This window comes from Lautropia mirabilis, from assembly GCF_900637555.1.
GTDB classification, from domain to species: Bacteria; Pseudomonadota; Gammaproteobacteria; order Burkholderiales; family Burkholderiaceae_E; genus Lautropia; species Lautropia mirabilis.
Genome location: NZ_LR134378.1, coordinates 930020 through 945098, shown reverse-complemented (window position 1 = coordinate 945098; position 15079 = coordinate 930020). Strand labels below are relative to the sequence as shown.

General features: G+C 63.1%; 22 protein-coding genes. 3 read left to right on the top strand and 19 right to left on the bottom strand.

What is annotated here, in order from left to right; all coding sequences use genetic code 11:
* Nucleotides 1–174 precede the first annotated feature (174 nt).
* A complete protein-coding gene (locus tag EL249_RS03860) occupies nt 175–2475 on the top strand; it encodes a TonB-dependent receptor (protein WP_005674232.1) in 2301 nt (766 codons plus the stop codon).
* Between the two features lie 114 nt (nt 2476–2589).
* On the opposite strand, the gene EL249_RS03855 is transcribed toward EL249_RS03860, so the two are convergent.
* Nucleotides 2590–3243 carry a c-type cytochrome gene (locus EL249_RS03855; RefSeq protein ID WP_390888941.1) on the bottom strand — a complete coding sequence of 218 codons (654 nt, stop codon included), beginning with the start codon at nt 3241–3243 and terminating at the stop codon, nt 2590–2592.
* Nucleotides 3244–3564: 321 nt separating this feature from the next.
* On the opposite strand from EL249_RS03855, the gene yihA reads away from it, so the two are divergent.
* On the top strand, nt 3565–4281 hold the full coding sequence (gene yihA / locus EL249_RS03850) for a ribosome biogenesis GTP-binding protein YihA/YsxC (RefSeq protein ID WP_005674234.1): 717 nt from the start codon (nt 3565–3567) through the stop codon (nt 4279–4281).
* A gap of 151 nt (nt 4282–4432) precedes the next feature.
* Complete coding sequence (gene hemB / locus EL249_RS03845; protein ID WP_005674235.1) at nt 4433–5485, top strand: porphobilinogen synthase; 1053 nt, start codon at nt 4433–4435, stop codon at nt 5483–5485.
* Nucleotides 5486–5678: 193 nt separating this feature from the next.
* On the opposite strand, the gene rplQ is transcribed toward hemB, so the two are convergent.
* The 18 genes from rplQ to rplN all read right to left on the bottom strand — a co-directional run bounded on the left by rplQ (nt 5679) and on the right by rplN (nt 14918).
* Entirely contained in the window at nt 5679–6074 is a 396-nt protein-coding gene (gene rplQ / locus EL249_RS03840; RefSeq protein ID WP_040530062.1) for a 50S ribosomal protein L17, read from the bottom strand.
* 29 nt (nt 6075–6103) lie between these two features.
* Nucleotides 6104–7183, bottom strand: coding sequence for a DNA-directed RNA polymerase subunit alpha (locus EL249_RS03835; protein ID WP_005674238.1), 1080 nt, complete (start codon nt 7181–7183; stop codon nt 6104–6106).
* A 24-nt stretch (nt 7184–7207) separates the two neighbouring features.
* A complete protein-coding gene (rpsD, locus tag EL249_RS03830) occupies nt 7208–7831 on the bottom strand; it encodes a 30S ribosomal protein S4 (protein ID WP_005674239.1) in 624 nt (207 codons plus the stop codon).
* Between the two features lie 92 nt (nt 7832–7923).
* Nucleotides 7924–8337, bottom strand: coding sequence for a 30S ribosomal protein S11 (gene rpsK, locus EL249_RS03825; protein ID WP_005674240.1), 414 nt, complete (start codon nt 8335–8337; stop codon nt 7924–7926).
* Between the two features lie 16 nt (nt 8338–8353).
* Nucleotides 8354–8719: a 30S ribosomal protein S13 gene (rpsM, locus tag EL249_RS03820; RefSeq protein ID WP_005674241.1), complete on the bottom strand. Its 366-nt coding sequence runs from the start codon at nt 8717–8719 to the stop codon at nt 8354–8356.
* A gap of 16 nt (nt 8720–8735) precedes the next feature.
* On the bottom strand, nt 8736–8849 hold the full coding sequence (gene rpmJ / locus EL249_RS03815) for a 50S ribosomal protein L36 (protein WP_083799534.1): 114 nt from the start codon (nt 8847–8849) through the stop codon (nt 8736–8738).
* 89 nt (nt 8850–8938) lie between these two features.
* Entirely contained in the window at nt 8939–9157 is a 219-nt protein-coding gene (infA, locus tag EL249_RS03810) for a translation initiation factor IF-1 (RefSeq protein WP_005674242.1), read from the bottom strand.
* Between the two features lie 27 nt (nt 9158–9184).
* Entirely contained in the window at nt 9185–10525 is a 1341-nt protein-coding gene (gene secY, locus EL249_RS03805; protein WP_005674243.1) for a preprotein translocase subunit SecY, read from the bottom strand.
* A gap of 4 nt (nt 10526–10529) precedes the next feature.
* Nucleotides 10530–10988, bottom strand: a complete 459-nt coding sequence (gene rplO / locus EL249_RS03800) for a 50S ribosomal protein L15 (protein ID WP_005674244.1) — start codon at nt 10986–10988, stop codon at nt 10530–10532.
* Between the two features lies 1 nt (nt 10989).
* Nucleotides 10990–11181, bottom strand: coding sequence for a 50S ribosomal protein L30 (rpmD, locus tag EL249_RS03795; protein ID WP_005674245.1), 192 nt, complete (start codon nt 11179–11181; stop codon nt 10990–10992).
* Nucleotides 11182–11222: 41 nt separating this feature from the next.
* Entirely contained in the window at nt 11223–11750 is a 528-nt protein-coding gene (gene rpsE / locus EL249_RS03790; RefSeq protein ID WP_005674246.1) for a 30S ribosomal protein S5, read from the bottom strand.
* Nucleotides 11751–11763: 13 nt separating this feature from the next.
* Nucleotides 11764–12135 (bottom strand): 50S ribosomal protein L18, encoded by a 372-nt coding sequence (rplR, locus tag EL249_RS03785; RefSeq protein ID WP_005674247.1) that lies wholly within the window; start codon nt 12133–12135, stop codon nt 11764–11766.
* A gap of 82 nt (nt 12136–12217) precedes the next feature.
* Nucleotides 12218–12751, bottom strand: a complete 534-nt coding sequence (rplF, locus tag EL249_RS03780; RefSeq protein WP_005674248.1) for a 50S ribosomal protein L6 — start codon at nt 12749–12751, stop codon at nt 12218–12220.
* A 12-nt stretch (nt 12752–12763) separates the two neighbouring features.
* Nucleotides 12764–13159 (bottom strand): 30S ribosomal protein S8, encoded by a 396-nt coding sequence (gene rpsH / locus EL249_RS03775; RefSeq protein WP_005674249.1) that lies wholly within the window; start codon nt 13157–13159, stop codon nt 12764–12766.
* 93 nt (nt 13160–13252) lie between these two features.
* Nucleotides 13253–13558, bottom strand: coding sequence for a 30S ribosomal protein S14 (gene rpsN, locus EL249_RS03770; protein WP_005674251.1), 306 nt, complete (start codon nt 13556–13558; stop codon nt 13253–13255).
* Between the two features lie 50 nt (nt 13559–13608).
* Entirely contained in the window at nt 13609–14148 is a 540-nt protein-coding gene (rplE, locus tag EL249_RS03765; protein WP_005674252.1) for a 50S ribosomal protein L5, read from the bottom strand.
* A gap of 37 nt (nt 14149–14185) precedes the next feature.
* The gene (rplX, locus tag EL249_RS03760; RefSeq protein ID WP_040531749.1) at nt 14186–14503 is read right to left on the bottom strand and encodes a 50S ribosomal protein L24; all 318 of its coding nucleotides are present in this window, start codon (nt 14501–14503) and stop codon (nt 14186–14188) included.
* A 46-nt stretch (nt 14504–14549) separates the two neighbouring features.
* The gene (gene rplN, locus EL249_RS03755) at nt 14550–14918 is read right to left on the bottom strand and encodes a 50S ribosomal protein L14 (RefSeq protein ID WP_005674255.1); all 369 of its coding nucleotides are present in this window, start codon (nt 14916–14918) and stop codon (nt 14550–14552) included.
* Nucleotides 14919–15079: the final 161 nt, after the last annotated feature.

Genomic DNA, 15079 nt, shown 5'->3' with positions numbered 1-15079 from the left:
CAAGATACGTGCCCTAGTCGGCAGCGCGCGGAGACCCTCATTCCGTCGGAGTGAGTGATTCCTGCCGGAACCCTTTCCATCGAACCAGCGGGTCGTATTTCCCTGGGCAGGATGGTGCGTGGCTACGGCCGAGCATCCCGTGCGCGCCCCCTTTCCTTCCACGAACCCCTCACCATGAAACCGACGCATCACGGCGGCCATGCAGGCCGACCGCAGACAGCCTCTTCCCATTCGGCCCTCACGGCATCGCCCCGGCTGCCCAGCCTGCTGCTGGCGCTTTCGTGCTCTCTGGGCGTGCTGATGGCACCGACTGCCCATGCGCAGTCGGTCGACGCCAACGACGCTGCCAGACAGCGTGCCGACACCCCCTCTGCAACCGGCACCGGCCGGCATGCGCAGCTGCCGACCGTGTCGGTACGGGATCGTCAGGAAAGCCCCAATGGTCGGCTGGACATGGACATTCCCAACCAGGCCGGCAGCCGCCTGGGCCTGACCGAGCGTGAGACCCCGGCCTCGGTCACGGTCGTGGACCGGGCGACCATCGAGGCCCGCGGCGCCCGCAACACGCACGAGATCCTGCACAGCATGCCGGGCGTGAGCACCAGCGCCACGCCGGGCGACACGCAGGTCAGGCAACGGGGCTTCAACAGCGCATCGGTCAACCAGACCTACAACGGCATCAACCTGCAGTACACCATCGCCACCCAGCCGGTGGACAGCTGGATCTACGAGCGGGTCGAGGACATCGCCGGCCCCTCGAGCTTCCTGTACGGGGCTGGCGGCGTTGGCGGCACCATCAACTACGTCACCAAGACGGCGCAGCGCCGTGACAGCAGCGAAGTGCAGGTGGGCCTGGGCAGCCGCAGCAAGCGCCAGGTTGCGTTCGGCCTCAACCGGCGGATTGCCGGTGACGGCAACGGCCAGGGCGATCACTACTGGCGCATCGACGTGAACCACGAACGCGGCGGCGAAGTGACCGACGACACCCGTGAGCACAGCAGCCAGGTGCTGACCTCGCTGCTGTCGGATCTGGGCGGCGGTCTGACGCACACGCTGGCCTATGAACACCAGCGCACGCGGGCCCATCGCCCGTACTGGGGCACGCCGCTGAACCAGCCTGCCACCGGCGAGCTGAACGTGCTGGAGCGGCTGCGCTACAAGAACTACAACAGCGCCGACGGCATGTTTGCCCAGCGGGTGCAGTGGCTGCGTTCGGTGACCGAGTGGAAGGCAAGCGACGCGCTGTCGCTGAAGAACACCTTCTATGCCTATGACGCGCTGCGCGACTACCGCAACGTGGAAGTCTACGAGCTGAACGGGGCCGGAACCGAGGTGACGCGCACCAACCCGCTGCTGCAGCGCCATGACCAGCGGGTGTATGGCGATCGCATCGACGGCACGCTGCGCCACGACCTGGGCAGCCACCGCAGCGACTGGAGCTTCGGTCTGGACGTGTCGTTCAACCGCCAGACCACCTACCCGTCGTACAACGACGACTTCAAGAGCATGGTCGATCCGGACCGCTTCGTGACGGAGTACTTCTACGACATCGAGGGCATTCCGTCCCGCTACGACCCGAAGAACCGGCATCGCGTGGACACGGTGGCTGCGTACCTGGAGAACCGCACCGAGCTGACGCCGACCATCAAGCTGATCACTGCGCTGCGCCACGAACGCGTGAAGCTGCACTACACCAGCTGGGATGATGCGGACGCGGTCGACGAACGCGACATCAGCCGCACCTACCACCCCACCACGGGCCGCATCGGCGCCACCTGGGACATCAGCCCGCAGGTGATGGTCTACGCCCAGTACGCCACGGCGGCCGATCCGGCCTCGGGCAACCTGGCCAGCGCCTATTTCTCCACGCTCTCCGACAACACCAAGCTGACCACGGGCCGGCAGCTGGAGATCGGCAGCAAGCTGGGCTTCCTGGACGGGCGGGGCAATGCAACGGTGGCGCTCTTCGACATCGAACGCAAGAACATCGCCACCTCCAACCCGCAGAATCGGCGCCAGCGTCTGCTGATCGGCAAGCAGCGTGCCCGCGGCGTCGAGCTGAAGGCCGGACTGCAACTGACCCGGCAATGGAGCGTGCAGGGCAATGCCACCTATACCGACGCCGAGTACCGCAACTTCTATCAGGGCGATATCTCGCTGGCCGGCAAGGCACCCACCAACACGCCAAGCACCATCGCCAATCTGTGGAGCACCTATGCGCTGACGCCGAACCTGAGCGTGGATGCCACGCTGCGCCATGTGAGCCGCCTCTACGCCAACGCCCAGAACACGGCCTACTGGCCGGCAGCCACGCTGGTGGATCTGGGGCTGGAGTACCGGATCAACCGGCGGCTGACGCTGAACGGTCACCTCTACAACGTGGCAAACAAGGTCTATGCCGAGGACGTGGATGACCGGATGGCCGTGCTGGGAGATCCCCGCACTGTCTTCGTGTCGCTGAAGATGCAGTTCTGATGCAGAAAGGGCCTGCTGGACTCAATGCCAGCAGGCCCTTTTTGTTGAAGCCCTTGTTGGGTTTGGGTTTCACCGCGCACCGGCGAAAACCGGTGCAGCGGGGAAAGCGACCGATCAGTGTGCCTCGGAGCGCAGGCCGGCGATGTAGTCCGACACGGCCTTGATTTCCGGGTCGGTCATGCGGATGGCAATGGCTGCCATCGGGTGGTTGTTCGTACGGGTGCCGTCGCGGAAGGCCACCAGCTGAGCCTGGGTGTACTCGGCAAACTGGCCATGCAGCGCCGGATACTGGGCCGGCATGCCGTCACCCGCCGGGCCATGGCAAGCGGCACAGGCCGGCACGCCCTTGCCCGGGATGCCGCCCCGATAGATGTTGCGGCCCAGCTCCATGGATTCGGCATTGTGGGCTGCCGTGGGCTCGAGCTTCTGCGAGGCAAAGAAGGCGGCCACGTTGACCACGTCCTGCGGGGTGAGCTGGGAGGCAAAGGCACCCATCACGGCATTGACGCGGGCAGCCGGCTTGTCACCCTCACCGGGCGCAAAGTCCTTGAGCTGCTTGCGGATGTATTCCGCATGCTGACCCGCCAGCTTGGGGTTCTGGGGAATCTGGCTGTTGCCGTCTGCGCCGTGACACGCGGCACAGACTTCCTCGACCGTTTCCTGGCCGGCCTTGAGGTCCGGCTTGAGCGGCCCTTCTTCCTTGGCGGCCTCCTGGGCCATGAGCGGGCCGGCGGCGCACAGCATCAGCCCGGCAGCCAGGCCGGCCAGCGCACGCGGCCGCAGGTACTGGGTCAGCCGCAGGGCAATGCCCGACACTTCCGTCGTCGCTGCCGTCTCTCGGCAATCACAGGCATCCTGCATGCCCAGTCGCGCTGCCATCGTTCCTGTCGTCCGCATGTTCCTATTGACCTACTCGTAGCTAGTTCAGGATCGCCCAAGCATAGCGACGATGGGCGGACAAATCGTTGCGCCTGATCAAACTTTTTGCCCCCAGCCGCGTTGGCGGCAACCGTCCATCGGCCGGGAGCCACGGCGACCGGAACCACGACGGTCGGAGCCGGGCGCGCGAGTTTACGGGATAATGGCGGCATGAGCATCCTGACGACCGCCCGCTTCGCCGACACGGTGGCAAAGCTGCCCCAGCTCGACCGGGCCAACCCCCATGGACTGCCGGAGGTCGCCTTTGTTGGCCGATCCAATGCCGGCAAGTCTTCCTGCATCAACACCCTGTGCAACCAGAAGCGACTGGCCTTCTCCAGCCGCACGCCGGGCCGCACGCAGGCCCTGAACCTGTTTGCCGTGGGCCCCGTCAAGCAGCCTGAGCCCCTGGGCTTCCTGGTGGACACGCCGGGCTATGGCTTTGCCACGGCCAGCCCCGAAGCCAAGCGATCCTGGCAGGCCCTGGCCGGCGACTACATGACCCGCCGCCAGGCGCTGACCGGCATCGTGCTGATGGTGGACATCCGCCGCGGCCTGACCGATCTGGACCGGCAGCTGCTGGCCTGGATTCCCGGTGTGCTGCCGCTGGTCCTGGTGCTGACGAAGGCCGACAAGCTCTCGCGCCAGCAGGGCCTGGAGGTGCGCCGCCAGCTGCTTCAGGAAGCCATCATCCAGCAGCGGGAAGGCCCGGTGCTGCTGCAGCTCTTTTCGGCGCTGAACCGAACCGGCGTCGAGCCGCTGCGCGATGTCATTGCCTGTCTGCTGGAAAGTGGCGCTCAGGACTGGCCAGCGCTGGTGGCGCAGGGCAACGGCCCCTATGCACCGATGCTGCTGAAGGAACAGGGCATGATCCAGCCCCCCGCATGACGATGCGCTGACCCTGGTCCTCGGGCTGTCCGACAGCGCCGGGCACAGCGCCCGACGGGCAGCCGGCCCACATTGCTCGACGGTTTCAAGAACACATCTCCTGGCGGTACGAGCGCAACTGCCTCATCCGCCATCCATCATATTCATCACCATGAATCAGGACATCTCACACCCCGACACCAGTGCCCACCTGGGCTCATTCCCCACCGTCCGGATGCGCCGCAACCGACGGCAGGACTTTTCCCGACGCTTGGTGCAGGAACACCACCTGCGTCCCGACGATCTGATCTACCCCGTCTTTGTCCACGAGGACAACGGGGCAGCCACGCGCGACCCCGTGCCTGTCGGCTCGATGCCCGGCGTGCATCGCTACACGATCGAGCAGCTTCTGAAGGTTGCCGAACAGTGCGTGGAGCGCCGAATTCCGGTCATGGCGCTGTTTCCGGCCATTGCCAGCAATCTGAAGACCCCGGACGGCCGTCTGGCCACCGATCCGGAAGGCCTGGTGCCCCGTACCGTGCGGGCGCTGAAGGCGCGCTTCCCGGAGCTGGGCGTGATGACGGACGTGGCCCTGGACCCCTACACCAGCCATGGTCAGGACGGCCTGATCGACGAAAGCGGCTATGTGCTGAATGACGAGACGCTGCCGCTGCTGCGCCAGCAAGCGCTGGTGCAGGCCCAGGCCGGCGTGGACATCGTGGCGCCATCGGACATGATGGACGGCCGCATCGGCGTCATCCGTCGTGCGCTGGAGGAGTCGGGCTTCATCCACACGCAGATCATGGCGTACTCGGCCAAGTATGCGTCGGCCTGGTACGGCCCGTTCCGGGATGCCGTGGGCTCGGCCGCCAACCTGGGCAAGAGCTCCAAGAAGACCTACCAGATGAACCCCGGCAACAGCGACGAAGCACTGCACGAGGTGGCCCTGGACCTGCGCGAAGGCGCCGACATGGTGATGGTCAAGCCTGGCCTGCCCTACCTGGACATCGTGCGGCGGGTGAAGGACACCTTCAAGGTGCCCACCTTCGTCTACCAGGTAAGCGGCGAGTACGCCATGATCAAGGCGGCCGCGCAGAATGGCTGGATCGACGAGCGGGGTGTGGCGATGGAAGCGTTGCTGGCCATGAAGCGCGCCGGTGCCAATGGCATCCTGACGTATTACGCGCTGCAGGCAGCAGACTGGCTGAAGGAACTGGAGGGCTGACGAGCCCATGAGCCCGCCTGCGGGCGCCGCTGTCCGGATCCCTGGATGGCGGCGCTTGGCGGGCTGGCAGCGTCAGGGATGAACGAACAGGGGTGGCTGCCATCCGCAGTGCCCCCGAAATGAAAAATGCCGGGCAAGCCCGGCATTTTCTTTTGCTGAGCCAGTGCCCGAAGACACTGGCAGAGCTCACTGCTTACGCAGCTTTCTCTTCCTCGGCGCCTTCCGGCACTTCGGGACGGTCCAGCAGCTCGACGTAAGCCATGGGGGCATTGTCGCCATCCCGGAAGCCGAACTTCAGGATGCGGACATAGCCGCCCGGACGCGAAGCGTAGCGGGGACCGAGTTCGTTGAAGACCTTGACCACCATTTCACGATCGCGCAGGCGATCGAAAGCCAGACGGCGGTTGGCCAGCGACGGCTTCTTGCCCAGCGTAATGATGGGCTCGACGACGCGACGCAGTTCCTTGGCCTTGGGCAGGGTGGTCTTGATGACTTCATGACGCAACAGCGAGTTGGTCATGTTGCGCAGCATGGCGAGACGATGCGCGCTGGTACGGTTAAGTTTTCTGAGGCCGAGACGATGACGCATGATTCAGATCCTGTTCTTTCGAAGCGGGTTCAGCTGGAACGCTCCAACCCGGCAGGCGGCCAGTCGTCCAGCCGCATCCCCAGCGTCAGACCACGCGACGCCAGCACTTCCTTGATTTCGTTGAGAGACTTCCGACCGAGGTTCGGCGTCTTCAGCAGCTCGTTTTCCGTGCGCTGGATCAGATCACCGATGTAATAGATGTTCTCGGCCTTCAGGCAGTTTGCAGAGCGGACAGTCAGCTCCAGGTCGTCGACCGGACGCAGCAGGATCGGATCGATCGTGCCCGTGGACGCACCGAAGCCAGCAGCACCGCCGGCACCCAGACCTTCGACGCCCGACGGCACGCTGGAAACGTGACCGCCAATGGTGGCGCCCATGGGGGTCTGGCTGCCACCGATGGGCACAGCCGGATCGTTGCCTTCGATGGAGGCGAACACCTGCAGCTGGTCAACCAGGATGGCTGCCGACTTGCGCACCGCTTCCTCGGGCGCGATGGCGCCGTTGGTCTCGATGTCGATCAGCAGACGGTCCAGGTCGGTACGCTGTTCCACACGGGCGCTTTCGACCGCGTAGCTGACGCGCCGGACGGGCGAGAAGGAGGCATCCAGAACGATGCGGCCGATGGTCTTGCTGTCACCCAGGTTGCGCATGTTGCCGGGCACATAGCCACGGCCCTGCTCGACCTTGATCTGCATGTCCAGCTTGCCGCCCTCGGTCAGCGTCGCAATGACGTGATCGGGGTTGATGATCTCGACATCGTGCGGCAGCTCGATATCGGAGGCCTTGACCGGACCGGGCACTTCCTTGCGCAGCGTGAGGAACACTTCGCTGCGGCCGCGCAGTTTGAAAACGACGCCTTTCAGGTTCAGCAGCAGATCGACCACGTCTTCACGCAGCCCGTCCACCGTCGAATACTCGTGCACCACACCGGCGATCTGCACCTCGGTCGGCGCGTAGCCAACCATGGAGGACAGCAGCACGCGCCGCAATGCGTTGCCGAGCGTATGGCCGTAGCCACGCTCGAAAGGCTCCATCACCACGCGAGCATGCGAAGGTCCACTGATCTCCTGGACTTCCACAAGGCGTGGCTTGAGCATTGCAGTCTGCATAGGGACTTACCTCACTTGACCCGATCAGCGCGAGTACAGCTCGACGATCAGGCTTTCATTGACGTCGGCAGCGATCTCGGACCGATCCGGGTAGGCCTTGAAGACACCTTCCATCTTGTTCTTGTCCACGGAGACCCAGGACGGGAAGTTGTGCTGTTCAGCCAGGTTCAGCGCGTCGACGATCCGGGCCTGCTTCTTGGCGGATTCCTTGACGGAGATGACGTCGTTGGGCTTGATGGCGGCGGAGGGGACGTTCAGGATGGCACCGTTGACCAGGATGGCGCGGTGCGAGACCAGCTGACGTGCCTCGGCGCGGGTGGAAGCCAGACCCATGCGGTAGACGACGTTGTCGAGACGGGATTCCAGCAGCTGCAGCAGCAGCTCGCCGGTGTTGCCGCGCTTGCGGGAAGCTTCGGCGAAGTAGCGACGGAACTGGCGCTCCAGGACGCCGTACATGCGCTTGACTTTCTGCTTCTCACGCAGCTGCAGGCCATAGTCGCTGGTGCGCTGGCCGCTGGTGCGACCATGCTGTCCAGGCTTGGTGTCGGCCTTGGCCTTGGAGTCGAGGGAGCGACGAGCGCTCTTCAGGAAGAGATCGGTGCCTTCGCGGCGAGAGAGTTTCGCCTTCGGTCCGGTATAACGTGCCACTTTACGTTCCTTTGTTGCTGCGCGGCTCTTGCCGCGGTTAGTCCGCCGCGGGCATCAGTGCCCGCCGGTCGAACAAGGTGGTCTTGGAAGAATCAGATACGGCGTTTCTTGGGCGGACGGCAGCCGTTGTGCGGCACCGGGGTCACGTCCGAGATCGACAGGATCTTGATGCCCAGCGCGTTCAGTGCGCGGACGGAGGAGTCACGGCCAGGGCCAGGGCCCTTGATCCGGACGTCCAGGTTCTTGATGCCATACTCGATGGCGACCCGGCCGGCGGCTTCAGCCGCCACCTGGGCTGCAAACGGCGTGGACTTGCGCGAACCCCGGAAACCGGCGCCCCCGGAAGTGGCCCACGACAGCGTGTTGCCCTGGCGATCGGTGATCGTGATGATCGTGTTGTTGAAGGACGCGTGGACGTGCGCGATGCCGTCGGAAACGTTCTTCTTGACTTTCTTGCGGGCGCGCTGGGAAGCCGCAACCTGCTGCGCTGTAGGATTACGTGCCATCTTTGCTCAGGCTCCTTTACTTCTTCAATGCCACGCCGGCCTTGCTCGGACCTTTGCGGGTGCGTGCGTTGGTACGGGTACGCTGACCACGGACCGGCAGGCCACGACGGTGGCGCAGGCCACGGTAGCAACCCAGGTCCATCAGGCGCTTGATCGACATCGAGACTTCGCGACGCAGGTCGCCCTCGACGACGAAACGGCCAACCTGATCACGGATGCGCTCCATCTCGGCATCGCTCAGGTCGCGGACCTTCTTGGAAGGCTCGATACCGACCGCGGCGCAGATGGCCTGGGCACGGGCCCGGCCGATGCCGTAAATGGCCGTCAGACCGATGACGGTGTGCTGACGATCCGGAACGTTGACTCCAGCAATACGTGCCATGTTTCAGATTCCTCTCTCAACCCTGACGCTGCTTGTGCCGGGGATCGACACAAATAACGCGGACAATTCCATTGCGCCTGATGATCTTGCAATTCCGGCACATCTTCTTGACACTGGCCATGACTTTCATGTTCTGTCCCTTGCTCACCAAGCGGGGCTCGCCCCGCCGTATTAACCTCTAATGACTGCCGCAGTGGACGCCACGGCAAACACCCCGTCTTACTTCGCGCGAAAGACGATACGCGCCCTGGAAAGATCGTAAGGCGTCAGCTCGACCGTCACCTTGTCTCCAGGCAGGATCCGGATGTAGTGCATCCGCATTTTCCCGGAAATGTGGCCAAGGACCACATGACCATTCTCCAGCTTGACGCGGAACGTGGCGTTGGGAAGGTTCTCCAACACCTCGCCCTGCATCTGGATGACATCTTCCTTCGACATTGTTTTCCTGTAAGGGTCGCTGAACTATCAGCGACCCATCGAACCCAGCCCCTTGAAGTTTGCTTTCTTCAGCAGGCTTTCGTACTGGTTGGACATCAGGTGCGTCTGAACCTGTGCCATGAAGTCCATCGTCACCACCACGATGATCAGCAGCGAGGTTCCGCCGAAGTAGAACGGGACGTTCCACTCCAGGATGAGGAACTCGGGCAGCAGGCAGACCAGCGTGATGTAGAGCGCCCCCACGGCCGTCAGCCGAGTCAGTACCTTGTCGATGTACTTGGCCGTCTGCTCGCCAGGGCGGATGCCCGGGAGCATAGCACCACTTTTCTTCAGATTCTCGGCTGTGTCACGGCTGTTGTACTGCAGGGCCGTGTAGAAGAAGCAGAAGAAGATGATGGCGATGGCGTACAGCAACATGTACACCGGCTGACCAGGAGACAGCGTGGCGGCCACGTCCCGCAGCGTGCGGACCGCGACGTTCTCGCTGTCACCGGAGGTGAACCACTGCGCAAGGGTGGCCGGGAACAGGATGATGGAGCTGGCAAAGATCGGCGGGATGACGCCGGCCATGTTCAGCTTCAACGGCAGATAGGAGGTCTGCCCCTGATAGATCTTGTTACCGACCTGACGCTTGGCGTAGTTGATGGTGATCCGACGCTGACCGCGCTCGATGAAGACCACGAAGGCCGTCACCAGAATGACCAACGCCATGATGATCAGCGCCGCCACCGGGTTCATGTTGCCGTTGCTGACCAGCGAGCCCATGCCGCCAATGGCGCCAGGCAGGCCGGACACAATGCCGGAGAAGATGATCAGCGAGATGCCGTTGCCCAGACCCCGTTCGGTAATCTGTTCGCCCAGCCACATCAGGAACATCGTGCCGGTAACCAGCGAGATGACCGCGACCACCCGGAACATGAAACCGGGGTCGGAGACCAGGTTGCCCTGAGACTCCAGCGCCACCGAAATGCCCAGTGCCTGGAACGTGGCCAGTGCCAGCGTAGCCCACCGCGTGTACTTGGTGATGATGCGCCGACCGGCCTCGCCTTCCTTCTTGATCTGATCGAGCGACGGCACCACGACCGTCAGCAGCTGCATGATGATCGATGCCGAGATGTACGGCATGATCCCCAGCGCAAACACCGAGAACCGGCTGAGCGCGCCACCCGAGAAGAGGTTGAACAGGCCGAGGACACCACCTTCCTGGTTACCGAAGAGTTCCGCCATCGCGTCCGGATTGATTCCGGGCACAGGGATGTGGGTGCCGATGCGGAACACCACGAGCGCCAGCAGCAGAAACACAAGACGGCGCTTCAAGTCGCCGTACTTGTTGGCCTCACGAGCCTGCACTGACCGATTGGTTGCCATTTACTCAGGCCGCAGCTTGTTCAGCGACAGGATCCTGGACGCTGCCACCAGCGGCCTCAATGGCGCTGCGAGCACCCTTGGTGGCACCCACGCCAACCAGGGACACCTTGCGCTTGATCTCGCCGGCCAGGATGACCTTGGCGGACAGCGCCAGCTGCGACACGATGCCGGCGGCCTTCAGCACGCCCAGATCGATGTCGGTGGCTTCCAGACGCTGCAGGTCCGACAGGCGCACCTCGGCAACGCGGCCAGCCTGCAGCGACTTGAAGCCGCGCTTGGGCAGACGACGCTGCAGCGGCATCTGACCGCCTTCGAAACCAACCTTGTGGAAGCCGCCGGAACGGGATTTCTGGCCCTTGTGGCCACGACCGGCCGTCTTGCCCAGGCCGGAACCGATGCCGCGACCGACACGCTTGGCGGCGTGCCGGGCACCTTCTGCGGGTTTCAAGTCATTCAGTCGCATATCAATCCACCACCTTGACCAGGTATGCCACCTTGGTGATCATGCCGCGCACCGCGGGCGTATCTTCCAGTTCGCGGACCTGATTCATCCGCTTCAGGCCAAGGCCGAGAACCGTGTCACGATGCCCACCAACCGTACGGCTGGGGCTACGGACCAGCTTCACTTTGACCGTTTTCTTCTGTTCGTTGCTCATCAAGTCTCTCCAGACTGAACGTCCGCGGTCTCAGCGGACGTTCAACCCAAGATTTCCTCGACCGTCTTGCCGCGCTTGGCAGCGATCTCGGCCGGGGTCGACAAATTACGGAAGGCGTCCAGCGTTGCACGGACCATGTTGTAGGGGTTGCTGGAGCCATGGCTCTTGGCCACGACGTTGCTCACACCCAGCACCTCGAACACGGCACGCATCGGACCGCCGGCAATCACGCCGGTACCGTCAGCAGCCGGAGCGATGTACACGCGCGAAGCGCCGTGACGGCCTTCGACGACGTGAGGAACCGTGCCGCTGCGCAGGGGCACCTTGAACATCTTGCGGCGTGCTTCGTCCATGGCTTTCTGCACCGCCACGGGCACCTCGCGGGCCTTGCCCTTGCCCATGCCGACGCGACCATCACCGTCACCAACCACGACCAGGGCTGCAAAACCCAGAATCCGACCACCTTTAACAACCTTGGTGACCCGGTTGATGCCGATCATCTTTTCCTTCAGACCGTCATCACGCTCATCGGCCCCGCGCTGCGGGCCACGTGCCTGAACCTTTGCCATTCGTTTTCCGTCCTCAGAACTTCAGTCCGGCCTCGCGTGCGGCTTCAGCCAGCGCGCGGACCCGTCCGTGATAGCGATAGCCGGAGCGATCGAACGCAACCGATTCGATACCAGCTTTCAGTGCCTTCTCTGCCACGCGCTTGCCGACGATCGACGCTGCACTGACGTTGCCGCCACGACCCGGCTTCTTGGCCAGCTCGGCACGCACATCGGCTTCAACCGTGGAAGCCGACACCAGGACCCGGTCACCCTCAGGCGACAGGATGTTGGCGTAGATATGCGCATTGCTGCGGAAAACGGACAGGCGGTTGACGCGCAACTCGCTGATCTTGTGCCGCGTCTGGCGCGAACGCCGCAGGCGCGATGCCTTTTTGTCAAATGCCATCTCTGTTCCTTGCACCCGGATGATCGGCCCGCTGCCGGTCGGCCCTTCTGGCCGACCCGTGGGCGATCACCCTCTCGTGCCCTTACTTCTTCTTGGTTTCTTTCAACGTGACCCGCTCATCCGAGTAGCGAACACCCTTGCCCTTATAGGGCTCGGGCGGACGATAGGCACGGATGTTGGCGGCCACCTGACCAACCTTCTGCTTGTCGGCCCCTTTCAGCACGATCTCCGTCTGGCTGGGCGTTTCCGCCTTCACGCCTTCCGGCAGCTTATGCACGATAGGGTGCGAGAAACCGAGCGACAGGTTGAGGTTGCTGCCTTGAGCCTGTGCACGAAAGCCCACGCCGACCAGCGTGAGGCGACGCTCGAAGCCCTTGGTGACGCCGTTGACCATGTTGGCCACCAGCGCACGCAGCGTACCCGACATGGCGTTGGCTTCAGCCGAGTCGTTGGTAGGGCTGACCAGCAGCTGTTCGCCTTCCTGCTTGATCTGCGCGTTGGGATTGATTGCCTGGGTCAGGGTGCCCAGCGGGCCCTTGACGGTAATGCTGTCGGCAGCCAGCTTGACCTCCGCACCCTTGGGCACGGCGATCGGCATCTTTCCGATACGGGACATGTTCTGGCCTCCTTAAGCGACGTAACCCAGCACTTCGCCGCCGATGCCGGTCTGACGTGCCTTGCGATCGGTCATCACGCCCTGGGACGTGGTGATGATGGCAACGCCCAGGCCGTTCATCACCTGAGGCAGGTCGTTGCGCGCCTTGTAGATCCGCAGACCAGGACGCGACACCCGCTCGAGGCGCTCGATGACCGGACGGCCGGCATAGTACTTCAGTGCCACTTTCAGCAGCGGCTTGCCGTCGTTCTCGAGGACTTCAAAGCCCTCGACATAGCCTTCTTCCTGCAGAACGCGGGCGATGGCCACCTTCAGTTTGGACGACGGGATCACGACGGATTCCTTCTCGACGCGCTGCGCGTTGCGGATCCGCGTGAACATGTCGGCGATCGGATCGCTCATGCTCATTGGTAATCGCTCCCGTAGCAGGCCAGTGCCGGCTTGACGCCCAGCTTGGCCGAATTCGATTCAAACTTGATCACTTCTTTCACTCCGACGCAGTTACCAGCTGGCTTTGGTCAGCCCGGGGATCTCGCCCCGCATGGCGAATTCACGCAGCTTGTTGCGGCCCAGGCCGAACTTGCGGAAAACGCCGCGCGGACGACCCGTGAGGGCGCAGCGCTTGCGCATGCGCGTGGGACTGGCAGCGCGCGGTTGTTTCTGGATGGCGAGACGCGCCTGATAGCGCTCCTCGTCGGATTTGGATTGATCATCGATGATGGCCTGAAGTGCTGCGCGCTTGGCGGCGTACTTCTTGACCAGTGCTTCGCGCTTCTTCTCGCGCTCGATCATGGATGCCTTTGCCATTCATTCACCCCTGGAGGTCAGCTTCGGTTTTCGGCTAATGCCAGCCAACCTCAGTTGCGGAACGGAAACCGGAAAGCGGACAGCAGCGCCTTGGCTTCCTCGTCGGTTTTTGCGGTCGTCGTGATGCTGATGTTCAGACCACGCAGTGCGTCAACCTTGTCATACTCGATCTCGGGGAACATGATCTGTTCCTTGACACCGAAGTTGTAGTTGCCGCGACCGTCGAAGGAACGGCCGGACACGCCCCGGAAGTCACGCACACGCGGCAGGGCCACGGTGATCAGACGATCCAGGAACTCATACATGCGGACACCACGCAGGGTGACCATGCAGCCAATGGGATAGCCTTCCCGGATCTTGAAGCCGGCAATGGCCTTGCGGGCCTTGGTAACCACGGGCTTCTGGCCGGCGATCTTGGCCAGGTCGGCCACGGCGTTGTCCATGATCTTCTTGTCGGCAACCGCTTCACCCACGCCCATGTTCAGCGTGATCTTGGTGATCCGGGGCACTTCCATCACGGATTTGTAGCCGAATCGCTTGGTCAGCTCGGGAACGAGCTTTTCACGATAGGTTTCTAAGAGACGCGCCATCGATGTTTCCTTTTGGGTCTTCCGATTCCTGCAGGAATCAGGACTTCAGCTCTTCGCCGTTGGACTTGAAGACGCGGACCTTGCGACCATCCTCAAGAACCTTGAATCCAACCCGGTCGCCCTTGCCGGACGTGGGGTTGAACAGCATCACGTTGGACTGGTCGATGGGCATCGACTTGTCCACCACGCCGCCGCTGGTTCCCCGCATGGGGTTCGGCTTGACGTGCTTCTTGACGATGTTGACACCGTCGACGAGCAGGTGACGGTCGTCCACGCGCTGGGTGACGGTACCGCGCTTGCCCTTGTCCCGCCCGGCGATGACGATGACCTCATCACCCTTACGAATCTTTTGCATCATGATTAAACAGCCCTCGGCTTGAATCGCGTGTTGATCGGCAGGCTCAAAGCACTTCCGGTGCCAGCGAGACGATTTTCATGAACCGCTCGGTACGCAGCTCACGCGTGACAGGCCCGAAGATACGGGTGCCGATCGGCTCAAGCTTGCTGTTGAGCAGCACGGCGGCGTTGCCATCAAAACGCAGCAGCGAGCCGTCGGGGCGACGCACGCCCTTGGCGGTACGCACGACGACCGCGTTATAGATCTCGCCTTTCTTCACGCGGCCACGAGGCTGCGCTTCCTTGACAGAGACCTTGATGATGTCACCGATTCCGGCGTAGCGGCGCTTGCTGCCACCGAGCACCTTGATACACATGACCTCGCGCGCCCCCGTGTTGTCGGCGACACTCAGCGTCGACTGCATCTGAATCATTGCAATATCCTGACGATTTCTTGCCCAACTTGGACCCGCGTTGGCAATACCGCCGCAGACCAGTCTTGGTTCCGTTGACCGATTGGCCCACGCCGGGACAACCGATCGGATTGAATTCATTGAAACGACCTGCCCTGACCGCCCGTGGATGCCTTGGGCAA